18 protein-coding genes and 1 pseudogene are annotated in these 23,775 nt (G+C 53.2%); 6 read left to right on the plus strand and 13 right to left on the minus strand.

Annotated features, from left to right (window positions below; all coding sequences use genetic code 11):
- Positions 1–67: 67 nt before the first annotated feature.
- The 7 genes from LY264_RS01795 to tsgA all read right to left on the minus strand — a co-directional run bounded on the left by LY264_RS01795 (position 68) and on the right by tsgA (position 13,423).
- Positions 68–238, minus strand: a complete 171-nt coding sequence (locus tag LY264_RS01795; protein WP_003827690.1) for a YhfL family protein — start codon at positions 236–238, stop codon at positions 68–70.
- 197 nt (positions 239–435) lie between these two features.
- Entirely contained in the window at positions 436–6,411 is a 5,976-nt protein-coding gene (locus LY264_RS01800; protein WP_249457483.1) for a BigA/YdbA N-terminal beta-barrel domain-containing protein, read from the minus strand.
- A 311-nt stretch (positions 6,412–6,722) separates the two neighbouring features.
- A complete protein-coding gene (gene cysG / locus LY264_RS01805; protein WP_048227396.1) occupies positions 6,723–8,096 on the minus strand; it encodes a siroheme synthase CysG in 1,374 nt (457 codons plus the stop codon).
- A gap of 11 nt (positions 8,097–8,107) precedes the next feature.
- Positions 8,108–8,917, minus strand: coding sequence for a nitrite transporter NirC (gene nirC / locus LY264_RS01810; RefSeq protein ID WP_008786308.1), 810 nt, complete (start codon positions 8,915–8,917; stop codon positions 8,108–8,110).
- 186 nt (positions 8,918–9,103) lie between these two features.
- Positions 9,104–9,430, minus strand: a complete 327-nt coding sequence (nirD, locus tag LY264_RS01815) for a nitrite reductase small subunit NirD (RefSeq protein WP_003023590.1) — start codon at positions 9,428–9,430, stop codon at positions 9,104–9,106.
- Positions 9,427–11,970 carry an NADPH-nitrite reductase large subunit gene (nirB, locus tag LY264_RS01820; protein WP_048227395.1) on the minus strand — a complete coding sequence of 848 codons (2,544 nt, stop codon included), beginning with the start codon at positions 11,968–11,970 and terminating at the stop codon, positions 9,427–9,429. The genes nirD and nirB overlap by 4 nt, the downstream gene beginning before the upstream one ends.
- Positions 11,971–12,241: 271 nt before the next feature.
- Positions 12,242–13,423, minus strand: coding sequence for an MFS transporter TsgA (tsgA, locus tag LY264_RS01825; RefSeq protein ID WP_032945197.1), 1,182 nt, complete (start codon positions 13,421–13,423; stop codon positions 12,242–12,244).
- A 264-nt stretch (positions 13,424–13,687) separates the two neighbouring features.
- Between tsgA and ppiA the strand changes: the two genes are divergently transcribed.
- From ppiA to argD, 5 genes are all read left to right on the plus strand, one after another.
- The gene (ppiA, locus tag LY264_RS01830; protein ID WP_003023595.1) at positions 13,688–14,260 is read left to right on the plus strand and encodes a peptidylprolyl isomerase A; all 573 of its coding nucleotides are present in this window, start codon (positions 13,688–13,690) and stop codon (positions 14,258–14,260) included.
- A 106-nt stretch (positions 14,261–14,366) separates the two neighbouring features.
- Complete coding sequence (locus LY264_RS01835) at positions 14,367–14,534, plus strand: YhfG family protein (RefSeq protein WP_003827708.1); 168 nt, start codon at positions 14,367–14,369, stop codon at positions 14,532–14,534.
- Entirely contained in the window at positions 14,524–15,126 is a 603-nt protein-coding gene (locus LY264_RS01840; RefSeq protein WP_048227394.1) for a putative adenosine monophosphate-protein transferase Fic, read from the plus strand. Before LY264_RS01835 ends, LY264_RS01840 begins: the two co-directional genes overlap by 11 nt.
- Positions 15,127–15,157: 31 nt before the next feature.
- A complete protein-coding gene (gene pabA / locus LY264_RS01845) occupies positions 15,158–15,721 on the plus strand; it encodes an aminodeoxychorismate synthase component 2 (protein WP_048227393.1) in 564 nt (187 codons plus the stop codon).
- Positions 15,722–15,806: 85 nt separating this feature from the next.
- Positions 15,807–17,024, plus strand: coding sequence for a bifunctional acetylornithine/succinyldiaminopimelate transaminase (argD, locus tag LY264_RS01850; protein ID WP_008786303.1), 1,218 nt, complete (start codon positions 15,807–15,809; stop codon positions 17,022–17,024).
- 69 nt (positions 17,025–17,093) lie between these two features.
- Here argD and LY264_RS01855 read toward each other — a convergent pair whose 3' ends face one another.
- Positions 17,094–19,181 carry a YccS/YhfK family putative transporter gene (locus tag LY264_RS01855; protein WP_008786302.1) on the minus strand — a complete coding sequence of 696 codons (2,088 nt, stop codon included), beginning with the start codon at positions 19,179–19,181 and terminating at the stop codon, positions 17,094–17,096.
- A 51-nt stretch (positions 19,182–19,232) separates the two neighbouring features.
- The gene (gene crp, locus LY264_RS01860) at positions 19,233–19,865 is read right to left on the minus strand and encodes a cAMP-activated global transcriptional regulator CRP (protein WP_000242758.1); all 633 of its coding nucleotides are present in this window, start codon (positions 19,863–19,865) and stop codon (positions 19,233–19,235) included.
- Positions 19,866–20,173: 308 nt separating this feature from the next.
- Here crp and LY264_RS01865 point away from each other — a divergent pair, with 308 nt between their 5' ends.
- A complete protein-coding gene (locus tag LY264_RS01865) occupies positions 20,174–20,581 on the plus strand; it encodes an OsmC family protein (protein WP_003827750.1) in 408 nt (135 codons plus the stop codon).
- 93 nt (positions 20,582–20,674) lie between these two features.
- Here the strand turns inward: LY264_RS01865 and LY264_RS01870 are convergent, their stop codons facing one another.
- The 4 genes and pseudogenes from LY264_RS01870 to LY264_RS01885 form a co-directional block, all read right to left on the minus strand.
- Positions 20,675–21,544: a phosphoribulokinase gene (locus tag LY264_RS01870; RefSeq protein ID WP_003827751.1), complete on the minus strand. Its 870-nt coding sequence runs from the start codon at positions 21,542–21,544 to the stop codon at positions 20,675–20,677.
- A gap of 53 nt (positions 21,545–21,597) precedes the next feature.
- A complete protein-coding gene (locus tag LY264_RS01875; RefSeq protein WP_003023615.1) occupies positions 21,598–21,816 on the minus strand; it encodes a YheU family protein in 219 nt (72 codons plus the stop codon).
- A pseudogene (locus LY264_RS01880) lies at positions 21,813–22,881 on the minus strand (hydrolase). The gene LY264_RS01875 and the pseudogene LY264_RS01880 overlap by 4 nt, the downstream one beginning before the upstream one ends.
- Before the next feature lie 35 nt (positions 22,882–22,916).
- Positions 22,917–23,636, minus strand: a complete 720-nt coding sequence (locus LY264_RS01885; protein WP_008786298.1) for an NUDIX domain-containing protein — start codon at positions 23,634–23,636, stop codon at positions 22,917–22,919.
- Between the last annotated feature and the right edge of the window lie 139 nt (positions 23,637–23,775).

The raw sequence follows: 23,775 nt of genomic DNA on the forward strand, positions 1-23,775 counted from the left end.
GCACCTAATCTATAAATGCAAAAACCGGGAAGACCCCGGTTTTTTTGTATCTGCGCAATCGCTTCTATTACTGATTCGCAGCCGGGCCACAGCCACCAATAATTTTTGAAATCGAAATTGCTGGGTGCAGGAAATAATCGTAGCTGCAGTTATTTTTTGTGTTTTCGATATGACCAGTACACGCGGTCAGCGTAGCCAGAACACCAGCAACTAAGGTGATTTTTGCAAATTTCAGCATGTCAAAATCCTTGTTAGATATCTATTTATAAATGGATGAAGTCCATTTTTCGCCGGATAAGATATCAACTAACATAAACTTTAAGTAGTCCAGAAAAGGACATGTCGCTTTATATATAAAACATACGATTAGTGAATTGAATTTAAATAAAAAAGCCTGGTATTAATAAATAATACCAGGCTGCTGGGTTTAATTAATTAGCGAAATGTTTTTCTGAAATTCAACATAAAGCCCTTATCGCTGATGTTGTCCTCTTTCCACTGGTAAGCGTCCAGATTCAGGCTGGCGTCTTTGGCGCTGTATTTCACACCGACCGTCGCCAGACCGTTGATGCCTCCGCCTTTTTGCTCGTCGTCTACGCCAAAGGACTGGCCTGCGGCACCTTGCAGTGACGCAGTACGCTGGCTTTTGCTGTAGCTCAGGTTCGGACCGCCTTCCAGTGTGGCGCTGGCGCTCCAGCCATTTTCACCGGTATAGTCGAACTTCATTCCGACAATGGAATCTACGGCGGTTTCGCTGCCAGCGTTCATCGACAGGTTAAAGTCCCCCGCGCTGCGCTCTTTGTAGCCGCCTTCCAGCGTATGACGGAATTTCACCCCGGCGTACGGCGTGACTTTCAACGTATCGTTGAGCATGGTGAAGGTTTTCGCCCCTTCGCTGCGAAACTCAAGATACTGCTGACGTGCGTTGGAATCCGCCACCTTGTTGGTGTCGCCATAAGAGACAGAACGGCTGCTGTCGAGATTGTGCACGTCATAACGCAGGCTGTTCTTCCACGCCAGACCTTCATTAAACGCCATGCTGTGCTTCAGACCAAAGAACTGGCTGTAGCCACCGGTCAGGCCGTTATCGCCTGCGGTCTGCGAACCGTTGCCATCCAGACGGGCGATGCCGTACTCCATGGTCAGATTCTGGCTGGCAGTCAGATCCAACGTCTGGCGCAATGCCAACATGTCGTACTGGGTATCGTTGCCCAGTTCTGCGCGCGGGTCGCCTTTCGCCACAACGTTGAATGCCAGGCCATCTTTAATTTGCGGTGCGGCGTCGGCCAGCATGTTAAAGCGGTTGCTTAACACGCGGGCTTCGCGGAACGCGGTGGTGGCCTGGCTGCCGCTGACCTGTTTCAGGGCGTTGTTAAGTTCAGCGGTGGTGCCAACGTTGAGGCTGGTGTACAGCTCGTTGTTGGTGTAGCCGGCATCGAGCGCGCTCGCCACGTCAGAAACGCTGCTGTCGGTTGCCACATCGGCATAGGCATTTTTGGTCATGGTGACGTCAATGTTGCCGTCGCTGTCCTGGCTACCCTGGGCGTTCCACACCACGGTGGTGGACTGGATGGCTGAAGCGTCAGTCAGGTTGCTGCCCTGCACCACGTTGTCGAAGGTGGCGGTGGTGTCGGCGGTGCCGGCGGTAAAGCCGGTGTTGATTTCCACGCCGTTCATGCTGGCGTTGCTGACTTTAAGCTGGCCTGCGCTGCCGTCGGCGCTGGTGCCGACCACGTAGCCGGTCAGGTCGTTGGTACCGGAGGACGGGGAGGAACTGTTGCCGCCGGTGACGGTGGTGTCCGGCACGTCCGGCAGGGTGTAACCGGCATAATGCACTTCGGTTGCGTTGCCATTATTGCCGTTAGTCCCTTCCACGTTCACGCTGTCGCCCTGCTTAATCAGGCCGGAACCGGTGACATCGTCGTCAATGTCCACGATGCCGTTATTGACCACATGGCCTGCGCCCGCCACGCTGAAGGCGTAAGAGTCACTGGCATGGATGTTGATGGTGCCGTTGTTCTCAATCACCGCGTCAGCCGTGGCGTTAGCGTCCAGCGCCATTGCCACCATGCCGGTGTCGGTGGTGCCTTCCGTCCCGAGGTTGATGGTGCCGTTGTTCACCAGTTGGGCGTTTTTGCTGCCGTACATGCCGTAGGCGTTGTTGCCGCTGATGTTCATGGTGCCGTCGTTTTGCGCGACGTAGTTGTTGTGGGTAAAGCTGACCGCTTTGCCGTTATCCACATCGTAGTTAATTATGCCTGCCTGCTGGTTCCAGAAGAACGCGAGGCCAGCATCGGCGTTTCCGGCGCTGGCCATCACGGATTTGGCGGTGGTGTCCACCACGCCGGCGTTAATGAATACGCCGGTGTTGCCCTGGACATTCAGCCCGGCGCTGCCTTTGGCATCGCTTATCACGATATGGCCGGTATTGTAGAGGCGACCATTGCCGCGGAAGTTAACGCTATTTTCCGCGTTATCGATAATCAGCTCGCCGCTGTTGTTGAATACCGCGTGGTTGTTAAGATCGAGCGTGCTGGCGTATGCGCCTTCTCCGGCGTAGCCGAGAGACCAGGTGCCGCTGTTGTTGACCACGGCATTGTTACTCAGTTTGCCGCCGCGGTTAACTTCGCCTCCGGCAAGGTTGTTAAAGGTGCCGTTGTTTACTGTCACCAGCGCATCTACGGTGCCGGTATTATTAAACGTGCCGCCGTTGAGGGTGACGCTGTTCACTGTACCTTTGTTATCCAGCGTGCCGTTGTCGATCTCAATCTTGTTGTTGATGGTGCCGGAAGCATTATTGGTCAGTGTGTAGTCGTCGGACTTAATCACAATCAGGTCGCCGTTCACGGTGCCGTTATTGCCCACATCGCCCATAATAGAAGTGTTTTTCGCCAGATCGACCGTCTCGCCGGTATCGGCGATCAGCCCGTCGAAATAGGCACTGCTGACATACTCATCCGTCGGGTTGTATTCCTCGCTATTCTGACAGTTGTCGCCGAAGCAGACCTGACCGTAGTTGATGACGGTGCTGCTGGCATCGGCATAGAAGGGTTGACCATATGAGGCATCAATATTAATCGTGCCGGTCTTGTCATTAATGACGGTGCCGCCATTCGTTGCTGCCATACCAATCAGATAAGGCGTGTCAGTACCCACGCTCTCGTTGCTGGTTAAATTTATTTCTCCCTGGTTAATTGCGGTGCTGCCGGAGCCATTCGCCCACATTCCTGTGCCGGCATTCACTACATTAATCGTTCCAGTATTGGTGCCGACTGCTGTATCAGTTACTACCATTCCTCCGCCAAGCGCAACAAAACAGCGGGTAATGTCAGAATCGCAGTTCAGATTATTACCGCTCTGATCTTTCCATACGCCTTTGTGATTAATTGTTCCTTTATTTTCAGCCGTTGATGTGTCGGTTAACAGGATTCCCCATGTATTACCGCCTGATGTTGATATCGTACCTTCATTGATAGCACTGGAATCATCCCAGAGTTCAATCGCAGAAAATTGCATCGAGCTATTAATGGCGATAATTGTTGAATGGTCATCGACGCCGGTGGGCGTCATGGATGCAAAATCGCTGGCAGTTAAAGAAATACTTCCTTTATTGCTGACCTGGCTGTTATCGGATTGCACGATGCCAAAAAATATGGGGGGAGCTGTATTATCCTGGCTGACATCAATATCTATGGTCCCCAGCGTATCGTTCGTAAATGCACTGTCCTGTAGAGAAATAATCGAACTGTCCATCATGGACACATAGTGACCAGAGATATTCCCATCGTTGACTAATGTTGACTGGCTACTAATATTAATAATCCCATGCGGGTCGGTTAATGGCGCAGCCGCAGTGGACAACTGAGAGTCAATGTTGAGTGTAGCGCCTTCGCTGATATACATTGAAGAACTATTGCTGATGTTGGCAAAAGCAATGTTAGTGTTAGACGCGCTCCTCGCGGTGATTGACGATTCGCCATTGAGTACGACCATATTATTACTACCGGATACGTCAATACCCGTCACGACAGGTATGGCCGTCCAGTCTGTGGTCGTCTGCGCACTGGATACATCAACACCGCCATCAATAGTGACGGTATTATTTTGACCGTCAATGATGATCCCGGAAACATTATCCTGATACTGGGTTCCTTTAGCAGAAATACCAGTGGCCAGATCAAGATGATACGGTGTGGCATCGACAGAAACACTGCCTGTGATATGCACATCGTTAAAATCACCGTTCATCATAACACCTGCTAAATCCCGGCCATAGGCCGGATTTTCGCCTGAATTATCAGGCCAGTCGTTGGGATTATCACGCTCGGACGAGACATTGATGTCACCATCAATTAACAGTTCGCCATGTTGATCCTGTGTATTCTGCGCGTTGATATTCACGCCAATAAAACCATTACCATTTGCAAAACGCAGACCATCCGGGGTGTCAAGCCCATCATCTGATGTTGCTTTGACATTAATCGTCCCCATCAGGTTTACGTTACTACCCGCCCCATTAATGTCTATCCCCGTAGAGGACGTTGTAACATTAAGAGAGCCGTTGTTAGCAAACTGACTGTTATCGCCATCGATTGAGATACCCGTACTGCCAGCATCTGTGGTGTAGATATCACCTTTGTTTTCTACGCTATTATTGATCCCCGTGACCTCCAGTCCGGTGCCTTTTTGTGAGACGGTAATGTCGCCCTTATTGTTAAAGGTGTTCTGCTCGCCCGTCACCTCAAAGCCAACGGAGTCTGCGTCGCGTACGGTGGTTTTACCGGCGTTGGTGACTTTGTTGCCCTTACCGGTAGTGGCGATCCCCACGGCGCCGTTGGTGACCAGCAGGTCGCCACGTTGCGTGATGTTGGCGTTATCGCCGTTGATCGTCACGCCCGCCGAGCCTGCGCCATCGACGTTCAGATCGCCGGTGTTGATCATGCGGGTATTGTCGCCGTCAACTTTGGTGCCTGCTGCACCGCCGGAGATGGTCTGATCGCCTTCATTAATGACCAGCGCATCGTTGCCGTCAATATACAGCCCGGTGGAGCCTTCGCCGCTGGTGGTGGAGTTGCCTTGGTTATCAACCCATGCGCCGTCGCCCGTGATTTTCGAGCCGGTGCCGCCGTCGGTGATGGTCAGTTCACCCTCGTTGCTGACGTGGGCGTTATCGCCGGTAATGATGGCACCGGTGGAGCCTGCGCCGCTGATGTGTGAGATACCGCTGTTATCCACGGTGATATTGTCGCCGTCGAGAACGATGGCGGTGCCGCCGCCGCTGACGGTGATGTCGCCGGCAAGGGTGGTGTTAGTGCCGTCGCCGGAGATTAACGCGCCGGTGCCTCCGTCCACCGTGGACTTACCGGAGATGGTGTTGGTGGTGTTATCGCCGGTGATGACGATGCCCGTTGCGCCATCGGTGACGGTGGAGTCGCCGCTCAGGGTGTTGTTTGTCCGGTCGCCGGAGATAATCACGCCGGTGTTGTTGTCGCCGCTGATTTGCGCGTCGCGATCGGACTGGTGGGTTTTATCGTCCCCGGTGACGACAGTGGTCTGGTCATTGGCGAGGATCAGATAACCTTCGCTGTCATACTTCCAGTAGTTGCCATTCTGTTGGGTGCCTTCAATCACGGCGGCGTTGGTGTCGGTGACGTTCCAGCCGGTTACGTTCAGCGTTTTGCCGTCAGCGGTGGTGAGCTGCCACTGGCCGTCTTTTTCGGCGTAGCTGAGCGTGGCGGCGCCGAGGTGCGTGCCGTCATCCAGTTTGATGTCGTCGAATGCCAGCGTGTTTTTGCCTTTATTGAGGGTGACGCCGTTGCTGAAAGTGGTGACGGTGGTGTCATCAGGCGGTGTGGGTGTATCTCCGCCGTCATCGGGCGGGGTAACGTCGCCGCCATCGTCGGGTGGGACAGGGGTAACATCGTCGCCGTCGTCAGGCGGGGTAACGTCGCCGCCATCGTCGAGTGGGACAGGGGTAACATCGCCGCCGTCGTCAGGCGGGGTAACGTCGCCGCCATCGTCGGGTGGGACAGGGGTAACATCGCCGCCGTCATCGGGCGGGGTAACGTCGCCGCCATCGTCGGGTGGGACAGGGGTAACATCGCCGCCGTCATCTGGTGGGAGGATTGGGGTGTTATTATGTTGGGAATGCCCGCCACCATTGTTATCGATGCCAATCGCTACACCTGCGGCGAGCGCTGCGACTCCGCCAGCCACCCATCCCCAATGGTTGTCTTGTTCTTCGTAGCCAGCGAGGCAACGTGCTGAAAGTTTGTCGCGTTCTTGTTTAGATAATACAGATATATTTGCGGGGCAATCGCTGTCATCATCGTTGTCGGCAGCTATTGCTGGAACGTAGTAGGTTTGGAGTGCTATTGCAATACCTACTGCAATGAGTTTTTTCCTTTGCATAATTGTTATCCTTAGTGAACTATATATCTGACGCAAGATGTAAACTTATTTTGAGGAGCTAATATTGTATTGCTTGCTTTCGGATAACGCTATTTCGCGAAATAATTATGATAACTATGACTTATTGAAGACGTGAATTCATTTATTGTCATTAAGGATGTGTGAAGGATATTTTGTGCGGTTTTGATGAATTAATGTGATTGTTTATTTGCGGGGTGAATGAGTTTAATTTTTCTTCATTTAGATTTGAGAATAAAGAATGAATGGAAAAAGAATAAATAAATGCCCTGAATAACAGGGCAGAATTTAAATCAATGATTAGAGAACCAGTTCAGCTTATCGCGTAGCCCAACCACACGACCGACGATAATCAGCGCCGGGCTTTCAACCTGCTGCGCTAATTCCCCGAGCTGCGCCAGCACACCGTTGACGACGCGTTGTTTCACGGAGGTGCCGTTTTCTACAAGTGCGACGGGCATATCGGGCTGCATGCCAAATTCGATCAGTTTTTCCTGGATCGTGGCCGCCTGGTTCAGCCCCATGTAGAACACCAGCGTCTGTTTCTCTGCCGCCAGATTTTCCCAGTCCAACTCGCCGCCGGTTTTCAGGTGCCCGGTAACCAGACGAACGCTCTGGGCGTAATCACGATGGGTCAGTGGAATGCCGGAATAGGCGGAACAACCGGAGGCTGCGGTAATACCCGGTACGACAGAGAATGGAATACCGGCGTGGCAAAGCGTTTCCAGCTCTTCGCCACCGCGACCAAAGATGAACGGGTCGCCACCTTTCAGTCTCACGACGCGTTTACCCTGTTGCGCTTCACGCAGCAGGATCTGGTTAATCTCTTCCTGCGGTACGCAGTGGTAACCCGCACGTTTACCGACGAATACCCGGTCGGCATCGCGGCGCACGAGGTTCATAATATCGTCGGAAACCAGACGGTCATAAACTACTACGTCTGCCTGCTGGATCTGCTGCAGCCCTTTCAGCGTCAGCAGCCCGGCATCGCCAGGACCGGCACCAACCAGCACCACTTCTCCACGGTGATCCAGTGGTTCGCTAAGCAACTGCTCGGTGGTTTCTTCGATGGCTTTTGTGTCACTGTTTGCCAGCGACTGCGCCAGGCGGTCATTAATGAACAATTTTTCCCAGAAGCGGCGACGTTCACCCATACTGGCAAACTGTTTTTTAACCCGAGAGCGCAGCTTGCCGGCATATTGCGCGACCTGGCCCAGATGCTGAGGTAGCATGGATTCAAGCTTTTCACGCAGCAGACGGGCCAGCACCGGTGAAGTGCCGCCAGAGGAGACCGCCACCATCAGCGGCGAGCGGTCGATAATGGAGGGCATGATAAAACTGGCTGCTTTTGGCGCATCGACCACGTTGCAGAAAATACGCCGTGATTCGGCGGCGGTGCTGACGCTTTGATTGACGGCATCGTCATCGGTGGCGGCAATAGCCAACCAGCAGGTGTCGAGCAAGGACTCATCGAACGGCCCCTCAACCAGCGTCAGCATGTTTTCATCTGCCCATACTTTGAACTGCGGAATAAACGCCAGCGCATTAACCGTTAAACGTGCGCCCGCTTCCAGCAGTAACCGCGCTTTGCGTTCTGCGACATCACCACCGCCGACGATCAAGCAGTCGCGGTCACGTAGTTGACAAAATATAGGCAAATGATCCACGACATTACCCCTTAATTATTGGCAGCAGCCTCTGGCTGATTGATTTTTGCCGGAGCCGGACGCTCCGATTTTGGCGTAGCATACCAATAACCTAATCCCATGAATACGACACCGGACAAAGTATTACCGAGTGTCACCCACAGCAGGTTATGACCAATTCCTGACAGGGTATAGGCTTCGCTGTGATGGCCGAACCAGGAGAGGGCAAACAGCGTCATGTTGGCAACGGAGTGCTCGTAGCCGGAAGCGATAAACGCCAGCAGACACCACCAGATAGCGAGGAATTTTGCCGCGCCTTCGGTACGGATTGCCATCCAGATTGCCAGACAAACCAACCAGTTACACAGTGCGCCTTTAAAGAACAAAACCATTGCAGGCGCGGTCGTTTTCGCCAGAGCAACCGAATGGACGATGCTGGTATCGACCGGCAGCAGGCTACCGCCACCCCAGCTGTAAAGCAGAGCGACAAACACGGAACCGACCAGGTTACCCAGCCAGGTTTTTGGCAGGATTGCCCACATCTGACCGTGGCTGATGGTGCCTGCTTTGACGCCGAGCGTCAGAAACATGGTGTGACCGGTAAACAGTTCCGAACCGGCAATAATGACCAGCGTTAAGGCGATACCAAAGGTTGCACCCATCACAAGAGGACGAACGGACGGGTCGAGCAGATTACCGAGGGTGAAAATAAGAATGATGCCGAGACCCACATAGGCTCCCGCCATTGCCGAACTGATCCAGAATCCGAGCGGGTTATTAGCCGACAGGCGTGCGATGCGCGCAGCGTTAGCCGCACACTTATTGATAGTGTCTGTGAACATGTGTTGATTATCCTTGAAGTACAAACAATAAAAAGAAATCGTAACCGTAGGCCGGATAAGGCATTTATGCCGCCATCCGGCAATGTGCTTGTGCAATTGCCTGATGGCGCTACGCTTATCAGGCCTACTAATAAAAGACCTACAAATACGTCAAAAAAGGGGAGGCGTTGCGCCTCCCAAAATTAATTAACCGCGCAGTTGCACCGTGCCGTCTTTCACTCGCGCTTCGTAATGTTTCACGGAGAACTGTTCGTCTTCCATGCACAGACCGTCGCTTAAGCGAAAACGCTGTTTTTTCAGCGGGCTGGCAACCCACAATTCGCCCTGATGTTCAGCAATCAGCCCACGAGAAAGCACGCTGGACTCAAAGAACGGGTCGATGTTGCTGATCGCAAACACCTGGTCGCTGTGATACGGGCGGAAAATCGCAACCTGCTCGTTACCTAACAGGGCACAGACGCCTGTTGCAGGCAGAATGTCATCGATTTTGCAGATGTTTTTCCACTGGCTCATGCGTTTTCCTCCACCAGAGTCACCGGGATACGCTCATAAGGCGTGGCCGGACGATGTTGTTCACGTTCAGGCACAACCTGGACATTCGGATCGCGTTTTTCGCTGTTGATAAAGTGTTTGAAGCGAACCTGCGCGGATGGGGTGTTAACGGTTTCTGTCCACTCACACACCACTGCTTCACGCAGACGGGCCATCTCTTCTTCAAGATGCTGGTTCAGACCCAACTTGTCGTCGATGATGACGGACTTCAGATACTCAATACCGCCTTCCAGATTGTCTAACCACGGTGCGGTACGGGTCAGTTTGTCGGCAGTACGGATGTAGAACATCATGAAACGGTCAAGGTACTTGAGCAGCGTTTCGCGATCGATATCCGCTGCCAGCAGGTCTGCATGACGAGGTTTCATCCCGCCGTTACCGCAAACGTACAGGTTCCAGCCTTTCTCAGTGGCGATGATACCCACGTCTTTACCCTGAGCTTCCGCACATTCACGGGTACAGCCGGAGACGCCGAACTTCATTTTGTGCGGGGTACGAATGCCTTTGTAGCGATTTTCCAGCTCCACGCCGAAGCCCACGCTATCGCCGACGCCGTAACGGCACCAGGTGCTGCCTACGCAGGTTTTCGCCATACGCAGCGCTTTGGCATACGCGTGACCGGTTTCAAAACCGGCTTCAATCAGCTGACGCCAGATTTCCGGCAGGTCATCTTTCTGCGCGCCGAACAAGCCGATACGCTGAGAACCGGTAATTTTGGTGTACAGGTTAAATTCACGCGCGATACGGCCCACAGCTACCAGGCCTTCAGGGGTAATTTCGCCACCCGCAGAGCGCGGGATCACGGAGTAAGTACCGTCTTTCTGGATGTTCGCCAGGAAGTTGTCGTTGGTGTCCTGCAACGGCGTGTGCTGCGGTTTGAGGATGTACTCATTCCAGCAGGAAGCCAGCAGGGAACCTACGGTAGGTTTACATACTTCACAGCCGTAACCTTTCCCGTGTTTTGCCAGCAGCTCTTCGAAGGTTTTGATGCCTTCTACGCGGATGAGATGGAACAGTTCCTGACGTGAGTACGGGAAGTGTTCACACAGATTGTTGTTAACTTCGATACCCTGTTTCGCCAGTTCGGCGTTCAGAACCTGCGTTACCAGCGGGATACACCCGCCGCAGCCGGTCCCGGCTTTGGTTTCTGCTTTCAGCGCCGCAACGGTATGGCAGCCCTTGTTGATAGCGGCAACCAGCATGCCTTTGGTGACGTCAAAACAGGAGCAAATCTGCGCGCTGTCCGGCAGTTTATCGACACCGATAGACGGCTTACCGCTGCCCGCGTGTGCTGGCAGAATCAGTGAATCCGGATTTTCCGGCAGTTCGATGGCGTTCAGCACCAGTTGCAGCAGATTGCCGTAATCGCTGGTGTCGCCCACCAGAACCGCGCCGAGCAGGGTTTTGTTATCTTCGCTAACGATCAGGCGTTTGTAGACTTCTTTGCTTTCGTCGAGATAGACGTAGCTACGGGCGCCCGGCGTGCGCGCATGCGCGTCGCCAATACCGCCGACGTCAACGCCGAGCAGCTTCAGCTTGGCGCTCAGGTCCGCGCCTTCAAAGGCGTTTTCGGTTTCGAGAATATGGTCAACGGCAACCTGCGCCATTTTATAGCCTGGAGCGACCAGACCATACACGCGGTTGTTCCAACTGGCGCATTCGCCGATGGCATAGATGTCCGGGTCAGATGTCTGGCAGGTGTCGTTAATGACGATACCGCCGCGTGGCGCGACGTCCAGGCCGCACTGGGTGGCCAGTTTGTCGCGTGGACGAATACCGGTAGAGAAGACGATGAAATCGACTTCCAGTTCGCTACCGTCGGCAAAACGCATGGTTTTGCGCGCTTCGGTGCCTTCCTGAACGATCTCTTTGGTGTTTTTGCTGGTGTGCACACGCACGCCCATGCTTTCAATTTTGCGACGTAACTGCTCGCCACCCATATGATCCAGCTGTTCAGCCATCAGCATTGGGGCAAATTCAATCACGTGGGTTTCAATGCCGAGGCTTTTCAGCGCACCGGCGGCTTCCAGGCCCAGCAGACCACCGCCGACAACAGCACCGCGTTTGCTGCGTCGCGCGCAAGACTCAATCGCGTTGAGGTCTTCGATGGTGCGGTAAACGAAGCAGTCCTGGGTTTCCGAACCTTTAATCGGTGGGATCCACGGGTAAGAGCCCGTCGCCATGATCAGCTTATCGTAGTAAACCGTACGACCTGCGCTGGAGTGGATCACCTTCTCCTGGCGGTTAATGGTAATTGCGCGCTCGCCCACTAACACCTTAACACCGTGCTTCTCGTAGAATCCTTCACGCACCAGAGAAAGCTCTTCGGCGGTGTGGTGGGAGAAGTAGGAAGACAGGTGTACACGGTCGTACGCTTTGCGGGGTTCTTCACAGAAGACGGTAATATCAAAATTGGCAGCGTCGGATTTATCAAGAAGATCCTCAATAAAGCGATGGCCGACCATACCATTACCGATAATAGCGAGTCTGACTTTGCTCATTTTTGCCTCGATTTCTTTTCTATTACTGCCTACCTTAACGATTCAGCTACCGCGCTTATTGATACAAATCAAATTCGCCCTTATATACTCCTTAAGAGGTATATAACTGATTTGTCAGCATTTTTATAAGTGACGGAATTATTTGGGTTTTCGTGTTTGTATAAATAGCGTACAAATTAAGGGGTTTTTGTAAGAATTGGCCTACATGACCAATGAAAGAAGAGGAGGGTGAGAATGTGCCGGATGATGTGGATACCATCCGGCGGTGAGATTAATGCGTTGCTGGGGCGTTATGCTGGCGATGGCGCGTGACAAACCCAAGAATAAAGCACATCACGAATACAACCGCATACAAGCCGTTAGCTGTTTGCAATGCCGCCTGAGGGCCGCTGTGTGCCACGATAGGGCCGGTGACGACGAAAGTGAGCATGGTGCCGATGGTGCCGCAGGTCAGAACGAAGTTAACCAGTTTGGGTGAGGCGACCTTCGTCTGCTGGGAGCCAAGGGTAATGATGGTGGTATAAATCGCACTGGAGAAGAAGCCCAGCGTCATAATAAACCACGGCATATGCTCTGGCGTACCGGTGATAAACAGATACATCAGGACGGTAGCCAGACCCGCCAGTACGGTCAGGATGCGCTGCAAATCGAAGAAACGCAGAATAAAGCTAAATGCCCACATGCCAACCATGTAAGACATCCAGAAGTCGCTGACCAGTTTACCCGCATCGTTCAGGCTCATGCCCAGGCTTTTGGCGTACTCCGGGACCCAGGAGATAAAACCCAGCTGACCAAGGATGTAGCACAGTGCAGCGATCGCCAGAAACAGCACGCCAATCCCCCATTTTTCTTTTACTACCGGCGCGTCTGACTGCTGAGCGTGTTTACCCAGTGCCGGGAATTCACAACCGAAGGTCAGCAGGAAAATGGCGACGTATACGAGGCCGATGCAGGCATAGACCCAATACCATTCGATGCTGCGCGCTAACAGGAACGCGGCAACCATTGGGAAAATCATACCGGCCATGCTGAAGAAGGAGTCAGTAAACAGCAGGCGGGAACCGCGCTGACGACCTTCGTACATTTGAGTTACCAGGAACGTACCAATCGACATGGTGATACCGCTTACCAGGCCCAATACAAACATGGCGGCGGAGAACAAGGCCAGGCTATGGCTGAACATCAGTCCGGCAACGGCCAGTACCATCAGGATAAAGCCGAAGCGCAACTGGGTTTTCAGTGGCACGATTTCCATTAACCATGCATTCAGAAAGATAGAGATCAGAATGCCGGCATTCAGGAAGGTGAAGGTGTTACTCATGCTGGAAACGGGCAAATGGAAGTAATCTGCGATGTTTCCCATCACCATCCCGGTGACAATTACCAACGCACCTGTCAGGGCGTAGGAGAGAAAGCTAATCCATGTGAGCTTGATGCGATTGCTGTTAGTCATGACTGGCCTGTATAGAAGTGTAAGGCGCATTGACTGCGCCGTGAGCGGGCAGATTTTAGGCGCTTTAGTGACGCATTTAAATATTTATTGGTAATAACTTGGTGCGTTACATTTTTCTATGTGATCTTGATCACATTGATACTTGCAGCCATGAGGTTACATTTGTTTCAGGTACGTAAAATTAAGTAAAGGGATGGCCTTGTCCTTGAAGGCTCTTTAGAATCAATTCACTTGCTTCATTTCTGCTCTTGTTAAGGAATTCTCATGCTCAAATCGACTCTGGCGGCTGTTGCAGCTGTTCTCGCTCTTTCTGCTCTCTCTCCCGCAGCACTGGCAGCAAAAGGTGATCCACATGTTCTGCTGACAACCTCTGCTGGTAACATTGAGCTGGAGCTGAACAGTCAGAAAGCCCCGGTTTCAGTGCAAAACTTTGTCGATTATGTCAACAGTGGTTTCTATAACAACACCACGTTCCACCGTGTGATCCCAGGCTTCATGGTGCAGGGCGGCGGTTTTACCGAGCAGATGCAGCAGAAGAAACCTAACCCGCCAATCAAGAATGAAGCCGATAACGGACTGCGTAACACTCGCGGCACGATTGCTATGGCGCGTACAGCGGATAAAGACAGCGCGACCAGCCAGTTCTTTATCAACATTGCAGATAACGCTTTCCTCGATCACGGCCAGCGCGACTTTGGCTACGCTGTTTTCGGTAAAGTTGTGAAAGGTATGGATGTCGCGGATAAGATCTCTCAGGTACAGACCCATGATGTCGGTCCATACCAGAATGTCCCGTCAAAACCGATTGTTATCCTTTCTGCTAAAGTCCTGCCGTAATCGTATCTTGCGCGGGTAGTTCTTGCCCGCGTTCACCCCTCTCTCTGCGTAACCCGAAATTGCTGCTTATACTTGTGGCAAGTGTCGGCTCATTCAGGGAGGTCACGTGAAAAAACTCACCGATAAACAAAAGTCCAGGCTGTGGGAACAACGGCGAAACGCCAATTTCCAGGCCAGCCGACGGCTGGAAGGCGTAGATATTCCACGGGTTACTCTGAGTGCTGAAGACGCCCTGGCGCGTCTTGAAGAGCTGAGGAGGCACTATGAGCGATAAATTCGGTGATGGTCGCGACCCGTATTTATATCCGGGCCTGAATGTCATGCGTAACCGTCTGGGGATTCATCAGGCGCAGCGTTTAGCGCAGGCGGCTTATGAACTGACAGCACTGCGTGCGGCGACTATCGAATTGGGGCCGCTTAAACGGGGCTTACCGCACCTGTGCGCCATTCATCGCCAGCTGTATCGGGATATTTTTGACTGGGCGGGACACCTGCGTGAAGTCGATATTTACCAGGGCGATACTCGCTTTTGCCACTTCGCCTATATCGAGAAAGAGGGCAATGCGCTGATGCAGAACCTGGAAGATGAGTCCTGGCTGGTGGGAATACCGGAAGACAAGTTTGTCGATCGTCTTGCCCACTATTATTGCGAAATCAATGTGCTGCATCCGTTTCGCATTGGCAGTGGCCTGGCGCAGCGTATTTTCTTCGAACAGTTAGCGATTCATGCCGGGTATATGCTGAGCTGGGATGGCATTCCGGTTGAGGAGTGGAATCAGGCTAATCAGAGCGGGGCGATGGGTGACCTGTCTGCACTGCGGGCGATATTTCGTAAAGTGGTAAGCGAAGCCCCGGAAACTGAGTAGAATAGCGCGGTTCTTATGTACCGGAGCCGCCATGATCCTGCTTATTGATAACTATGATTCTTTTACCTGGAACCTGTACCAATACTTCTGCGAACTGGGCGCTGATGTCCTTGTCCGGCGCAACGACGAGCTGACGCTGGCGCAAATCGACGCGCTGAACCCGCAAAAAATCGTGATTTCCCCTGGGCCATGCACGCCGGATGACGCCGGTATCTCACTGGATGTTATTCGTCATTTCGCCGGTAAGCTCCCCTTGTTGGGTGTTTGTCTTGGCCACCAGGCGATGGCGCAGGCCTTTGGCGCGAGTGTGGTTCGGGCGGCTAAAGTGATGCACGGTAAAACCTCGCCGATTACCCATAACGGGCAGGGCGTTTTTCAGGGACTCGCCAACCCATTAACGGTAACGCGCTACCACTCTCTGGTGGTTGCCCCTGAGACGCTTCCTGAGTGCTTTGAGGTGACAGCCTGGAGTGAAACGCAGGAGATAATGGGCATTCGTCACCGCGAGTGGGATATGGAAGGGGTACAGTTTCACCCGGAGAGTATTCTCAGCGAACAGGGGCATCAGCTGCTGGCTAATTTTCTCAATCGCTGATTTGTAGTTGCTATTCAGTGATTTTTTATTCATATTTTGTGATTATAATTTCACTGGCGTTTCTGCTTAACAGGGTGGTAATGACATGGCAACTGAACAAACTGCAATTACGCGCGCGACATTCGATGAAGTGATTCTGCCGATTTATGCACCGGCTGAGTTTATCCCGGTAAAAGGAAAAGGGAGTCGAGTGTGGGATCAACAGGGCAAAGAGTATGTTGATTTCGCGGGCGGCATTGCAGTGACCGCGTTAGGGCATTGCCATCCGGCACTGGTTGAGGCGTTAAAAACCCAGGGCGAAACTCTGTGGCATACCAGCAACGTTTTCACCAACGAACCGGCGTTGCGCTTAGGCCGTAAAATCATTGATGCGACCTTCGCCGAGCGTGTGTTGTTCATGAACTCCGGTACCGAAGCCAACGAAACCGCCTTTAAGCTGGCGCGCCATTATGCCTGCGTGCGTCATAGTCCGTTCAAAACCAAAATCATTGCCTTCCATAATGCGTTTCACGGCCGTTCGCTGTTTACCGTGTCCGTTGGTGGGCAGCCGAAATACTCCGACGGCTTTGGGCCAAAACCGGCGGATATCATCCATGTCCCGTTTAACGATCTGCATGCGGTCAAAGCGGTGATGGACGATCACACCTGCGCGGTGGTCGTTGAGCCTATTCAGGGAGAGGGTGGCGTCACTGCGGCTACGCCGGAATTCCTGCAAGGTTTGCGTGAACTTTGTGACCAGCACCAGGCGCTGTTGGTATTTGATGAAGTGCAGAGTGGAATGGGGCGTACCGGCGATTTGTTTGCCTATATGCACTACGGCGTGACGCCGGATATCCTCACCAGCGCGAAGGCGCTCGGTGGCGGCTTCCCTGTAAGCGCGGTGTTGACCACTCAGGAGATTGCCTCCGCGTTCCACGTGGGTTCGCACGGCTCCACCTACGGCGGTAACCCGCTGGCCTGCGCGGTAGCGGGAGCAGCGTTTGATATCATCAACACGCCGGACGTGCTGGGAGGCATTCAGGCCCGGCGTCAGGCGTTTGTCCAGCATTTGCACAAGATTGATCAACAGTTCGATATTTTCAGCGATATTCGCGGCATGGGGCTGCTGATTGGCGCCGAGCTGAAACCGCAGTTTAAAGGCCGGGCGCGCGATTTCCTCTATGCCGCCGCGCACGAAGGGGTGATGGTGCTGAACGCCGGGCCGGACGTGATGCGTTTCGCGCCGTCGCTGGTAGTGGAGCAGGCGGATATCGATGAAGGAATGCAACGTTTCGCGCAGGCGGTAGCGAAGGTGGTGGGCTGATTGCCGGATGGCGTACAGGGTAAGCTGTGATTCGTAGGCCGGATAAGCGTAGCGCATCCGGCAAATCTCTTAACCTTTCATGTCCCGTAGTCGGCGGCTCAGCCAGATCCCGTGGTGCGGTCGCTGACGCCATGCTACCGACGAAATGGTATGCATGGTGTTCAGATGCCCAAGAACCCGCTGCAGATGCTGCTCAAGGGTGCTTAACGGACCATGGGACAGCATCTCTGGCGCTTCGAGAATATTCACATCTCCCGAGCTTCCCGGCCCATCATATTCCAGCCGCTGCTGACAGCGCTGGAGCGCAATTTCGCAGGACTCCAGATACCGCTGCGCCAAATCCGGCGTCAGCATCGTATGTTCCCTTGCCAGCGTGGTCATCGCGTTGATGTGTTCAACGATGAACTGGCTGTGCGTGACCCACAGTTTCATGTCTGCAAGGTAGTGCGAGTTAAATCCCGGCTCCTGCATTGCCTGGTTCAGCGAGTTGAACAGCGTGTTTTGCGTCTGGTTGACGCGCATGCGTTGATACGCCAGCGGCGTGGCCTGTGGATCGTTGCTGAGGATCAGACGAATTGCCTCCTGGTCGGCTTCTAACGCATCGTGGGCGTTCTTACGCAGCAGACCGCTCTGCCACTGTGGCCACAGCCAGAGCGTGCCGCCAAAGGCGATTAAGCAGCCAATGACCGTATCGACAAACCGCGGCACGATAAACTCTTCCCCATTCAGCGTCAGTAGTTGCAGGGTGTATACCGCCGTTACCGTAAAACCGACGGTAGCCCAGCCGTAGTTTTTACGGATGATCAGATAGCTCACCAGGGTGATCAGCAGCATGGCCGCCAGCGTGAAACCTTCGGGAATATGAAAGTGCAATGTGACGCCGGCAATAACCAGTCCAACGAGCGTACCTACGGAACGGTGTAAGATGCGCACCCGGGTCGCCCCGTAGCCATTTTGCGTAACAAACAGGACTGTCATCAAAATCCAGTAAGGCTTTGGCAGGTGTAAAGCGCTGCCCATCAGGCTGGCGATACTCAACATAACGCTGATGCGTCCGGCATTGCGCAGCGCTGGGGATTTCAACGACAGGTAGTTTTTCAGGGCAGGGATCAGTGGCAACCGACGCTGCTTGTCAGCCATTAAGTCACGGGCATACAGCGGGCGCTGGGTCCGTAGCACGCGGGCAATACGGCTGAAGTGCCAGTAGCAAAATTGCCCCACCGGATTGTCCGGATGCTGCCTGGCGATTTTCTCCAGCGTGCCAATCTGCTTTTCCATCGAGAAACGGGTCGGCAAGCGGTGATACAAAATATCATCGGCCAGTACCCGAAGGCGTTCGGCGACGGTTCGCGCGTTCCAGCGAATTACCTGCTCCGCGTGGCTACGCTCAACCAGTTTTTGCACTTCTTCTGGCTGGTGGAGGCTAACGGAAATATGCTCCTGTAAATCCAGCGCCTCCTGAAAGGCACGCAGCAGGCGTTTGTATTCGTTGTTGTGATGTGCCGACAGCATATGCATTTGCTGATAGCACTGGGTAATCAGATCCACCGCCTTTTGTTGGCGAACCAGCAGGGGAGGCAGCGCTTTTTCTGGGTCGGCATGCTGGGTCAGCATGCTGTACTTGGCTTCACAGTAATCGGCTAATTCACGGTACAGCAAGCTGAGCGATTCGCGGAGCGGTTGCTCGCGCCACATCCAGAACCAGAACCAGTTGAACAGGCCATACCATAACGTGCCCAGCGCGTAGATCAGCAGCGGCTCCCAGACGGGCATATTCCCGGCCAGGCTGAGCGTGAAAATCGCCGCGATAAGCGAGGCTGGCAGTAATCGCGCATGCAAGGGGCTTAGCTCGGCGGTTACGCCAAGAATGAGCGTCAGGCCGGTGAGGATCAATGGTAGCGGTATAGTTTGCGCAAGCAGTAGCTGCATGATCAAGCTGCACCCGGCAAACAGCGATGCACCAATGACTAAGCGTTTGAAAAAGCGCTTGTGCGGGGTATCAAGACCGGCAATGTTGCAGCAGGCAGGGACGAGGGAAAAGAGAAGCCCCAAATGAAGCTGACCGATGATCAGACCAACAGCCACAGGTAAACATAGCACCAGCGTTTGTCGTAGTGCGTAGTTGATCTCTGGGTGGTATATCAGTCTTCGCCACATCGGAGTAAACAAAAGTGGCGCATTACTGGGTAACGCGCCACTTCGATGGGGTTAACGCGTGCCGTAGACGACGATGGTCTTACCGTGTGCGGAGATCAGGTTCTGATCTTCCAGCATCTTCAGAATACGACCGACGGTCTCACGGGAGCAGCCAACGATCTGGCCGATTTCCTGACGGGTGATTTTAATCTGCATGCCGTCCGGGTGGGTCATCGCATCAGGCTGTTTCGCCAGATTCAGCAGAGTCTGCGCGATACGACCGGTTACGTCGAGGAAGGCAAGGTTGCCCACTTTTTCAGACGTGACCTGCAGACGACGAGCCATCTGAGAAGACAGGCGCATCAGAATATCCGGGTTGACCTGGATTAATTGGCGAAATTTTTTGTAGGAAATTTCAGCGACTTCACATGCGGTTTTGGCACGTACCCAGGCGCTACGTTCCTGACCTTCTTCGAAGAGGCCTAATTCACCAATAAAATCGCCCTGATTCAGATAAGAAAGGATCATTTCTTTCCCTTCTTCATCTTTGATCAGCACTGCCACGGAGCCTTTAACGATGTAATACAACGTTTCCGCTTTTTCACCCTGGTGAATCAGCGTGCTCTTCGATGGGTACTTATGAATATGGCAATGAGACAAGAACCATTCGAGAGTCGGGTCTGTTTGCGGTTTGCCAAGCACCATGCGCGGTTATCCTCTGTTATAAGCTGTCTCCAGAGCCAGAAAACGACGCTGCCTCTGGGTTTGCAAAAATATGCTTCCCGCTACCTGGGAAAGGGGCTGTCAAAAATATACTGCAGCCTGTAATGTGATGTCCTCTGCATACATGCAGTACGTCAATGTATTACTGTAGCATCCCGTCTGTTTTAGCATAGCTTTCGCCGTGTGTCTCCTGGTGTCTCGCTTCAGCATGACGCAGGTCGCCTTCCGTTGCGAGAATTGTTATGTGCGCGTAATCTGTCAGGAAAATTGAAACATTGGAGTTACGAAATATGCAAGCGCGTGTAAAGTGGGTTGAGGGGTTAACCTTCCTCGGTGAGTCCGCCTCTGGCCACCAAATTTTGATGGACGGTAACTCCGGTGATAAAGCGCCGAGCCCGATGGAAATGGTATTAATGGCTGCCGGCGGTTGTAGCGCAATTGATGTGGTATCGATCCTGCAAAAGGGTCGTCAGGATGTGACCAACTGCGAAGTGAAACTGACTTCAGAGCGTCGTGATGAAGCGCCGCGCCTGTTTACCCACATCAACCTGCATTTCATCGTAACGGGTAACGATCTGAAAGATGCGTCAGTCTCCCGCGCCGTCGATCTTTCAGCGGAAAAATACTGCTCCGTGGCGTTGATGCTGGAAAAGGCAGTGAATATTACCCATTCCTATGAAGTGGTTGCTGCTGCGTGATGTCATGCCTGATGGCGTTTCACTTATCAGGCCTACAGGATATAAACACGTAGGCCGGATAAGGCATCAGCCGCCATCCGGCAAAAGACCACATCACTCTATCTTCTTACCTTCCATCAGTCGCTGTACCAGCGGCAGCATAATCAATTCCATCGCCAGACCCATCTTGCCGCCAGGTACGACTAACGTATTGATATGGGAAATGAATGATCCCTGCAACATGGCCAGTAACCACGGGAAGTCGATCCCTTCCAGGTTACGAAAATGAATCACGACAAAGCTTTCATCCAGTGATGGAATGCTCTTAGCGGCAAAGGGGTTGGAGGTATCGACGGTCGGTACGCGCTGGAAGTTAATATGCGTCCGGGAAAACTGCGGCGTGATGTAATTGATGTAATCGTCCATTGAACGCACCACCGAGTCCATCACCGCTTCACGCGAATGTCCACGCTCGCTGGTATCGCGGGTCAGCTTCTGGATCCATTCCAGGTTTACGATAGGTACCACGCCAACCAGCAGATCGACATGCCGGGCCACGTTTTGCTGCGGGGTGACAACACCGCCGTGCAGCCCTTCGTAGAACAGTACATCCGTCGGTTCAGGCAGCGGCTGCCAGGGCGTGAATGTCCCCGGAACCTGGTTCCACGGTACGGCCTCATCGTAAGTGTGCAGATATTTTCGCGACTGGCCTTTGCCCGTCTGACCGTATTCGATGAAGGTTTGTTCCAGCAAGCCGAAGTCATTAGCTTCGGGGCCAAAATAGCTGATATGCCGCCCGGCATCGCGCGCTTTGCGAATCGCCATGTCCATTTCCGGACGGGTATAGCGATGAAAACTGTCACCTTCCACCTCGGCGGCGCGCAGATTTAACTGCGCGAAAATTTTACGAAACGCGAGGCTGGTGGTGGTGGTCCCCGCGCCGCTGGATCCTGTTACCGCAATCACCGGATGTTTGGCAGACATAACAACTCCATGAAATGGTTGTAATTATAGTAAAGTCGGCCGGCGGCTACGGATTACTCGTGAATCTGCTTCCTCGGCATAATGTTGACCGTTTCATGCAGTTCAGACCACACCAGCACGGCTTCACCTGATTGTAGTTGGCGTTTGACGTCGGCGACTTTTTGTTCGAGCGAGCGTTCATGTTCACCATAATCGGTGCCTTCGCGCAAGACAAAGCTTTCAATCAAATTGTCCAGCGCGTCCGGGGAGATATCTTGCCAGGGGATAATCATGATGATGCCTCCAGATACGTTGTCAGCCAGTCCGGGATTCTTGATTCCAGCCACATCACAGGACGGCGCACCGTGCCACCTATAAATCCGACGTGGCCGCCGTGTTCAGTAAGCTGGTACTCCACCTGTGAGGGCAGATTTTCCGGTTTCGGGATCACATGATGATCCATAAACGGATCGTCTTTCGCATGGATAATCAGCGTTGGTTTGGCTATCCGATTGAGCAACGGCATGGCGCTGCACTGGCGGTAATAGTCTATAGCATCGGCGAAACCGTGGATTTTGGCGGTGATTAGATCGTCAAAATCGCGAATGCGGCGTAAAGATTTCAACTGGGCCAGACTCACCGGCAACGAACCTGGATAAGCTTCAAGCTTCCGTGAGGCATTGGCTTTCAACAGATTGAGCAGGTAGCGCTGGTAGACCCGGGAGAAGCCCTTGTCCATATGGTAGCTACAGGCTTCGAGCACGAAAGGTGCAGAAACGATAACCGCCGCATCTATCGGAATATCGTTGCCTTCTTTTGCCAGCAGGCAAGCCAGCATGTTTCCACCGAGTGAATAACCTACCGCCGCGGTCGGTACGCGACCGAACTCACGCTCCAGCCAGTGTAAAAACCAGGTGCCATCTTCTGTTTCACCGGAGTGATAAATGCGGTTCAGACGATTGGGTTCGCCGCTGCAACCGCGAAAATGCATAACCACGCCCAGCCAGCCGCGCTTTTGTGCTGCTTCAATCAGGCCATGTGCGTAGGGGCTGTTCAGACTGCCTTCCAGACCGTGAAAAACCACCAGGCGCGGTTTGTGTTTCGCCTGTTGCGGATCTTCACTCCACGCCAGATCGACGAAATCACCGTCGGGTAATTCCAGACGCTGCCAATGGGCGTCGAACTTCACCTTGCGGCGAATTAAACGCGGCAGCATCGTCTGCAGATGGCGGTTACTGATACCGCGCATCGGGCGGAATTCTCGCGAATCGTCGGTAGGTGGGGTCATTTCTGTGGACGTGATTTCAACCATAACACCGGAGCAATTAATAATCGGAAAGAATAACTATACCGCGCACAGCGCGTGCGGGTTAGCCAATATGTGATTTTGTCGCTAGTCAGTCAGCAGGTTACGCGAGAAAAGATGAAAATCGACGTTGGGTTTACGTCGCCACAGGCGGGCTTTACGCGTCCCTGTCGCCACGCTTTCTCCGGTATCTTCAAACATTCCTGACGCTTCAAAGCGACGAATCAGACTTTTACGCTGGATCGACTGGCCGAGGATCACCTCAGTGGCTTCGAGCAGTTGCCCATGGGTAAATGTTTCCGGCAAGCAGTATACGGGCAGGAGCGAGTACATCGTTTTTTGCCGTAAGCGGTGTAGCGCCGCGGTAATGATTTTCTCGTGATCAAACGCGAGTGAATAGTTTTTCAGTTCATCAACCGGCACCCAACGGGCATTGCTGACGCTGGCGATATGGGGCGCGCAGTCTACCCAGGCGATTAGTGCAAACCAGGTGACCGTCAGGCTCCAGCCGCGCGGGTCACGATCAGGGCCGGAAAAGGTATCCAGTTGTTCCAGCCACGAAGGCGAAACGCCTGTTTTTTCGGTGAGTTTGCGCAGCGCGGTGGCGCGGGTTGAATCATCGTTTTCGATATCAATAAAGCCGCCGGGTAATCCCCAACGCCCTTTTTGCGGCTGGTTTGCCCGCTCGACCAGTAATACGCACAGCGCCTGCTGATGCAGGGTAAATAACACGCTATCTACCGTCACCAGAGGTGAAGGGAAGCGGCTGGCGTCGTACTGATTCAGGTAGTCGGCTTCGGTGGTCATAAGGTACTCACGATGATTTGTAACGCTGACAAGTGTACCAGCCCGACACCGGGGGGCAAGGTTCGTTTTTTCTCATTGCTTATCAGTGGATTAGCTCACGGCTTAAAAATAATTCATTTTATGCTTGCTTAATATGTGT

Source organism: Citrobacter portucalensis, assembly GCF_023374935.1.
Taxonomy (GTDB): domain Bacteria; phylum Pseudomonadota; class Gammaproteobacteria; order Enterobacterales; family Enterobacteriaceae; genus Citrobacter; species Citrobacter portucalensis.

What these genes read in the sequence shown, in the direction of transcription:
- LY264_RS01795 (WP_003827690.1), bottom strand. Translation starts at nt 238, where the DNA reads ATGCTGAAATTTGCAAAAATCACCTTAGTTGCTGGTGTTCTGGCTACG.
- LY264_RS01800 (WP_249457483.1), bottom strand. Translation starts at nt 6,411, where the DNA reads ATGCAAAGGAAAAAACTCATTGCAGTAGGTATTGCAATAGCACTCCAA.
- nirC (WP_008786308.1), bottom strand. Translation starts at nt 8,917, where the DNA reads ATGTTCACAGACACTATCAATAAGTGTGCGGCTAACGCTGCGCGCATC.
- nirD (WP_003023590.1), bottom strand. Translation starts at nt 9,430, where the DNA reads ATGAGCCAGTGGAAAAACATCTGCAAAATCGATGACATTCTGCCTGCA.
- nirB (WP_048227395.1), bottom strand. Translation starts at nt 11,970, where the DNA reads ATGAGCAAAGTCAGACTCGCTATTATCGGTAATGGTATGGTCGGCCAT.
- tsgA (WP_032945197.1), bottom strand. Translation starts at nt 13,423, where the DNA reads ATGACTAACAGCAATCGCATCAAGCTCACATGGATTAGCTTTCTCTCC.
- ppiA (WP_003023595.1), top strand. Translation starts at nt 13,688, where the DNA reads ATGCTCAAATCGACTCTGGCGGCTGTTGCAGCTGTTCTCGCTCTTTCT.
- LY264_RS01840 (WP_048227394.1), top strand. Translation starts at nt 14,524, where the DNA reads ATGAGCGATAAATTCGGTGATGGTCGCGACCCGTATTTATATCCGGGC.
- pabA (WP_048227393.1), top strand. Translation starts at nt 15,158, where the DNA reads ATGATCCTGCTTATTGATAACTATGATTCTTTTACCTGGAACCTGTAC.
- argD (WP_008786303.1), top strand. Translation starts at nt 15,807, where the DNA reads ATGGCAACTGAACAAACTGCAATTACGCGCGCGACATTCGATGAAGTG.
- LY264_RS01855 (WP_008786302.1), bottom strand. Translation starts at nt 19,181, where the DNA reads ATGTGGCGAAGACTGATATACCACCCAGAGATCAACTACGCACTACGA.
- crp (WP_000242758.1), bottom strand. Translation starts at nt 19,865, where the DNA reads ATGGTGCTTGGCAAACCGCAAACAGACCCGACTCTCGAATGGTTCTTG.
- LY264_RS01865 (WP_003827750.1), top strand. Translation starts at nt 20,174, where the DNA reads ATGCAAGCGCGTGTAAAGTGGGTTGAGGGGTTAACCTTCCTCGGTGAG.
- LY264_RS01870 (WP_003827751.1), bottom strand. Translation starts at nt 21,544, where the DNA reads ATGTCTGCCAAACATCCGGTGATTGCGGTAACAGGATCCAGCGGCGCG.
- LY264_RS01875 (WP_003023615.1), bottom strand. Translation starts at nt 21,816, where the DNA reads ATGATTATCCCCTGGCAAGATATCTCCCCGGACGCGCTGGACAATTTG.
- LY264_RS01885 (WP_008786298.1), bottom strand. Translation starts at nt 23,636, where the DNA reads ATGACCACCGAAGCCGACTACCTGAATCAGTACGACGCCAGCCGCTTC.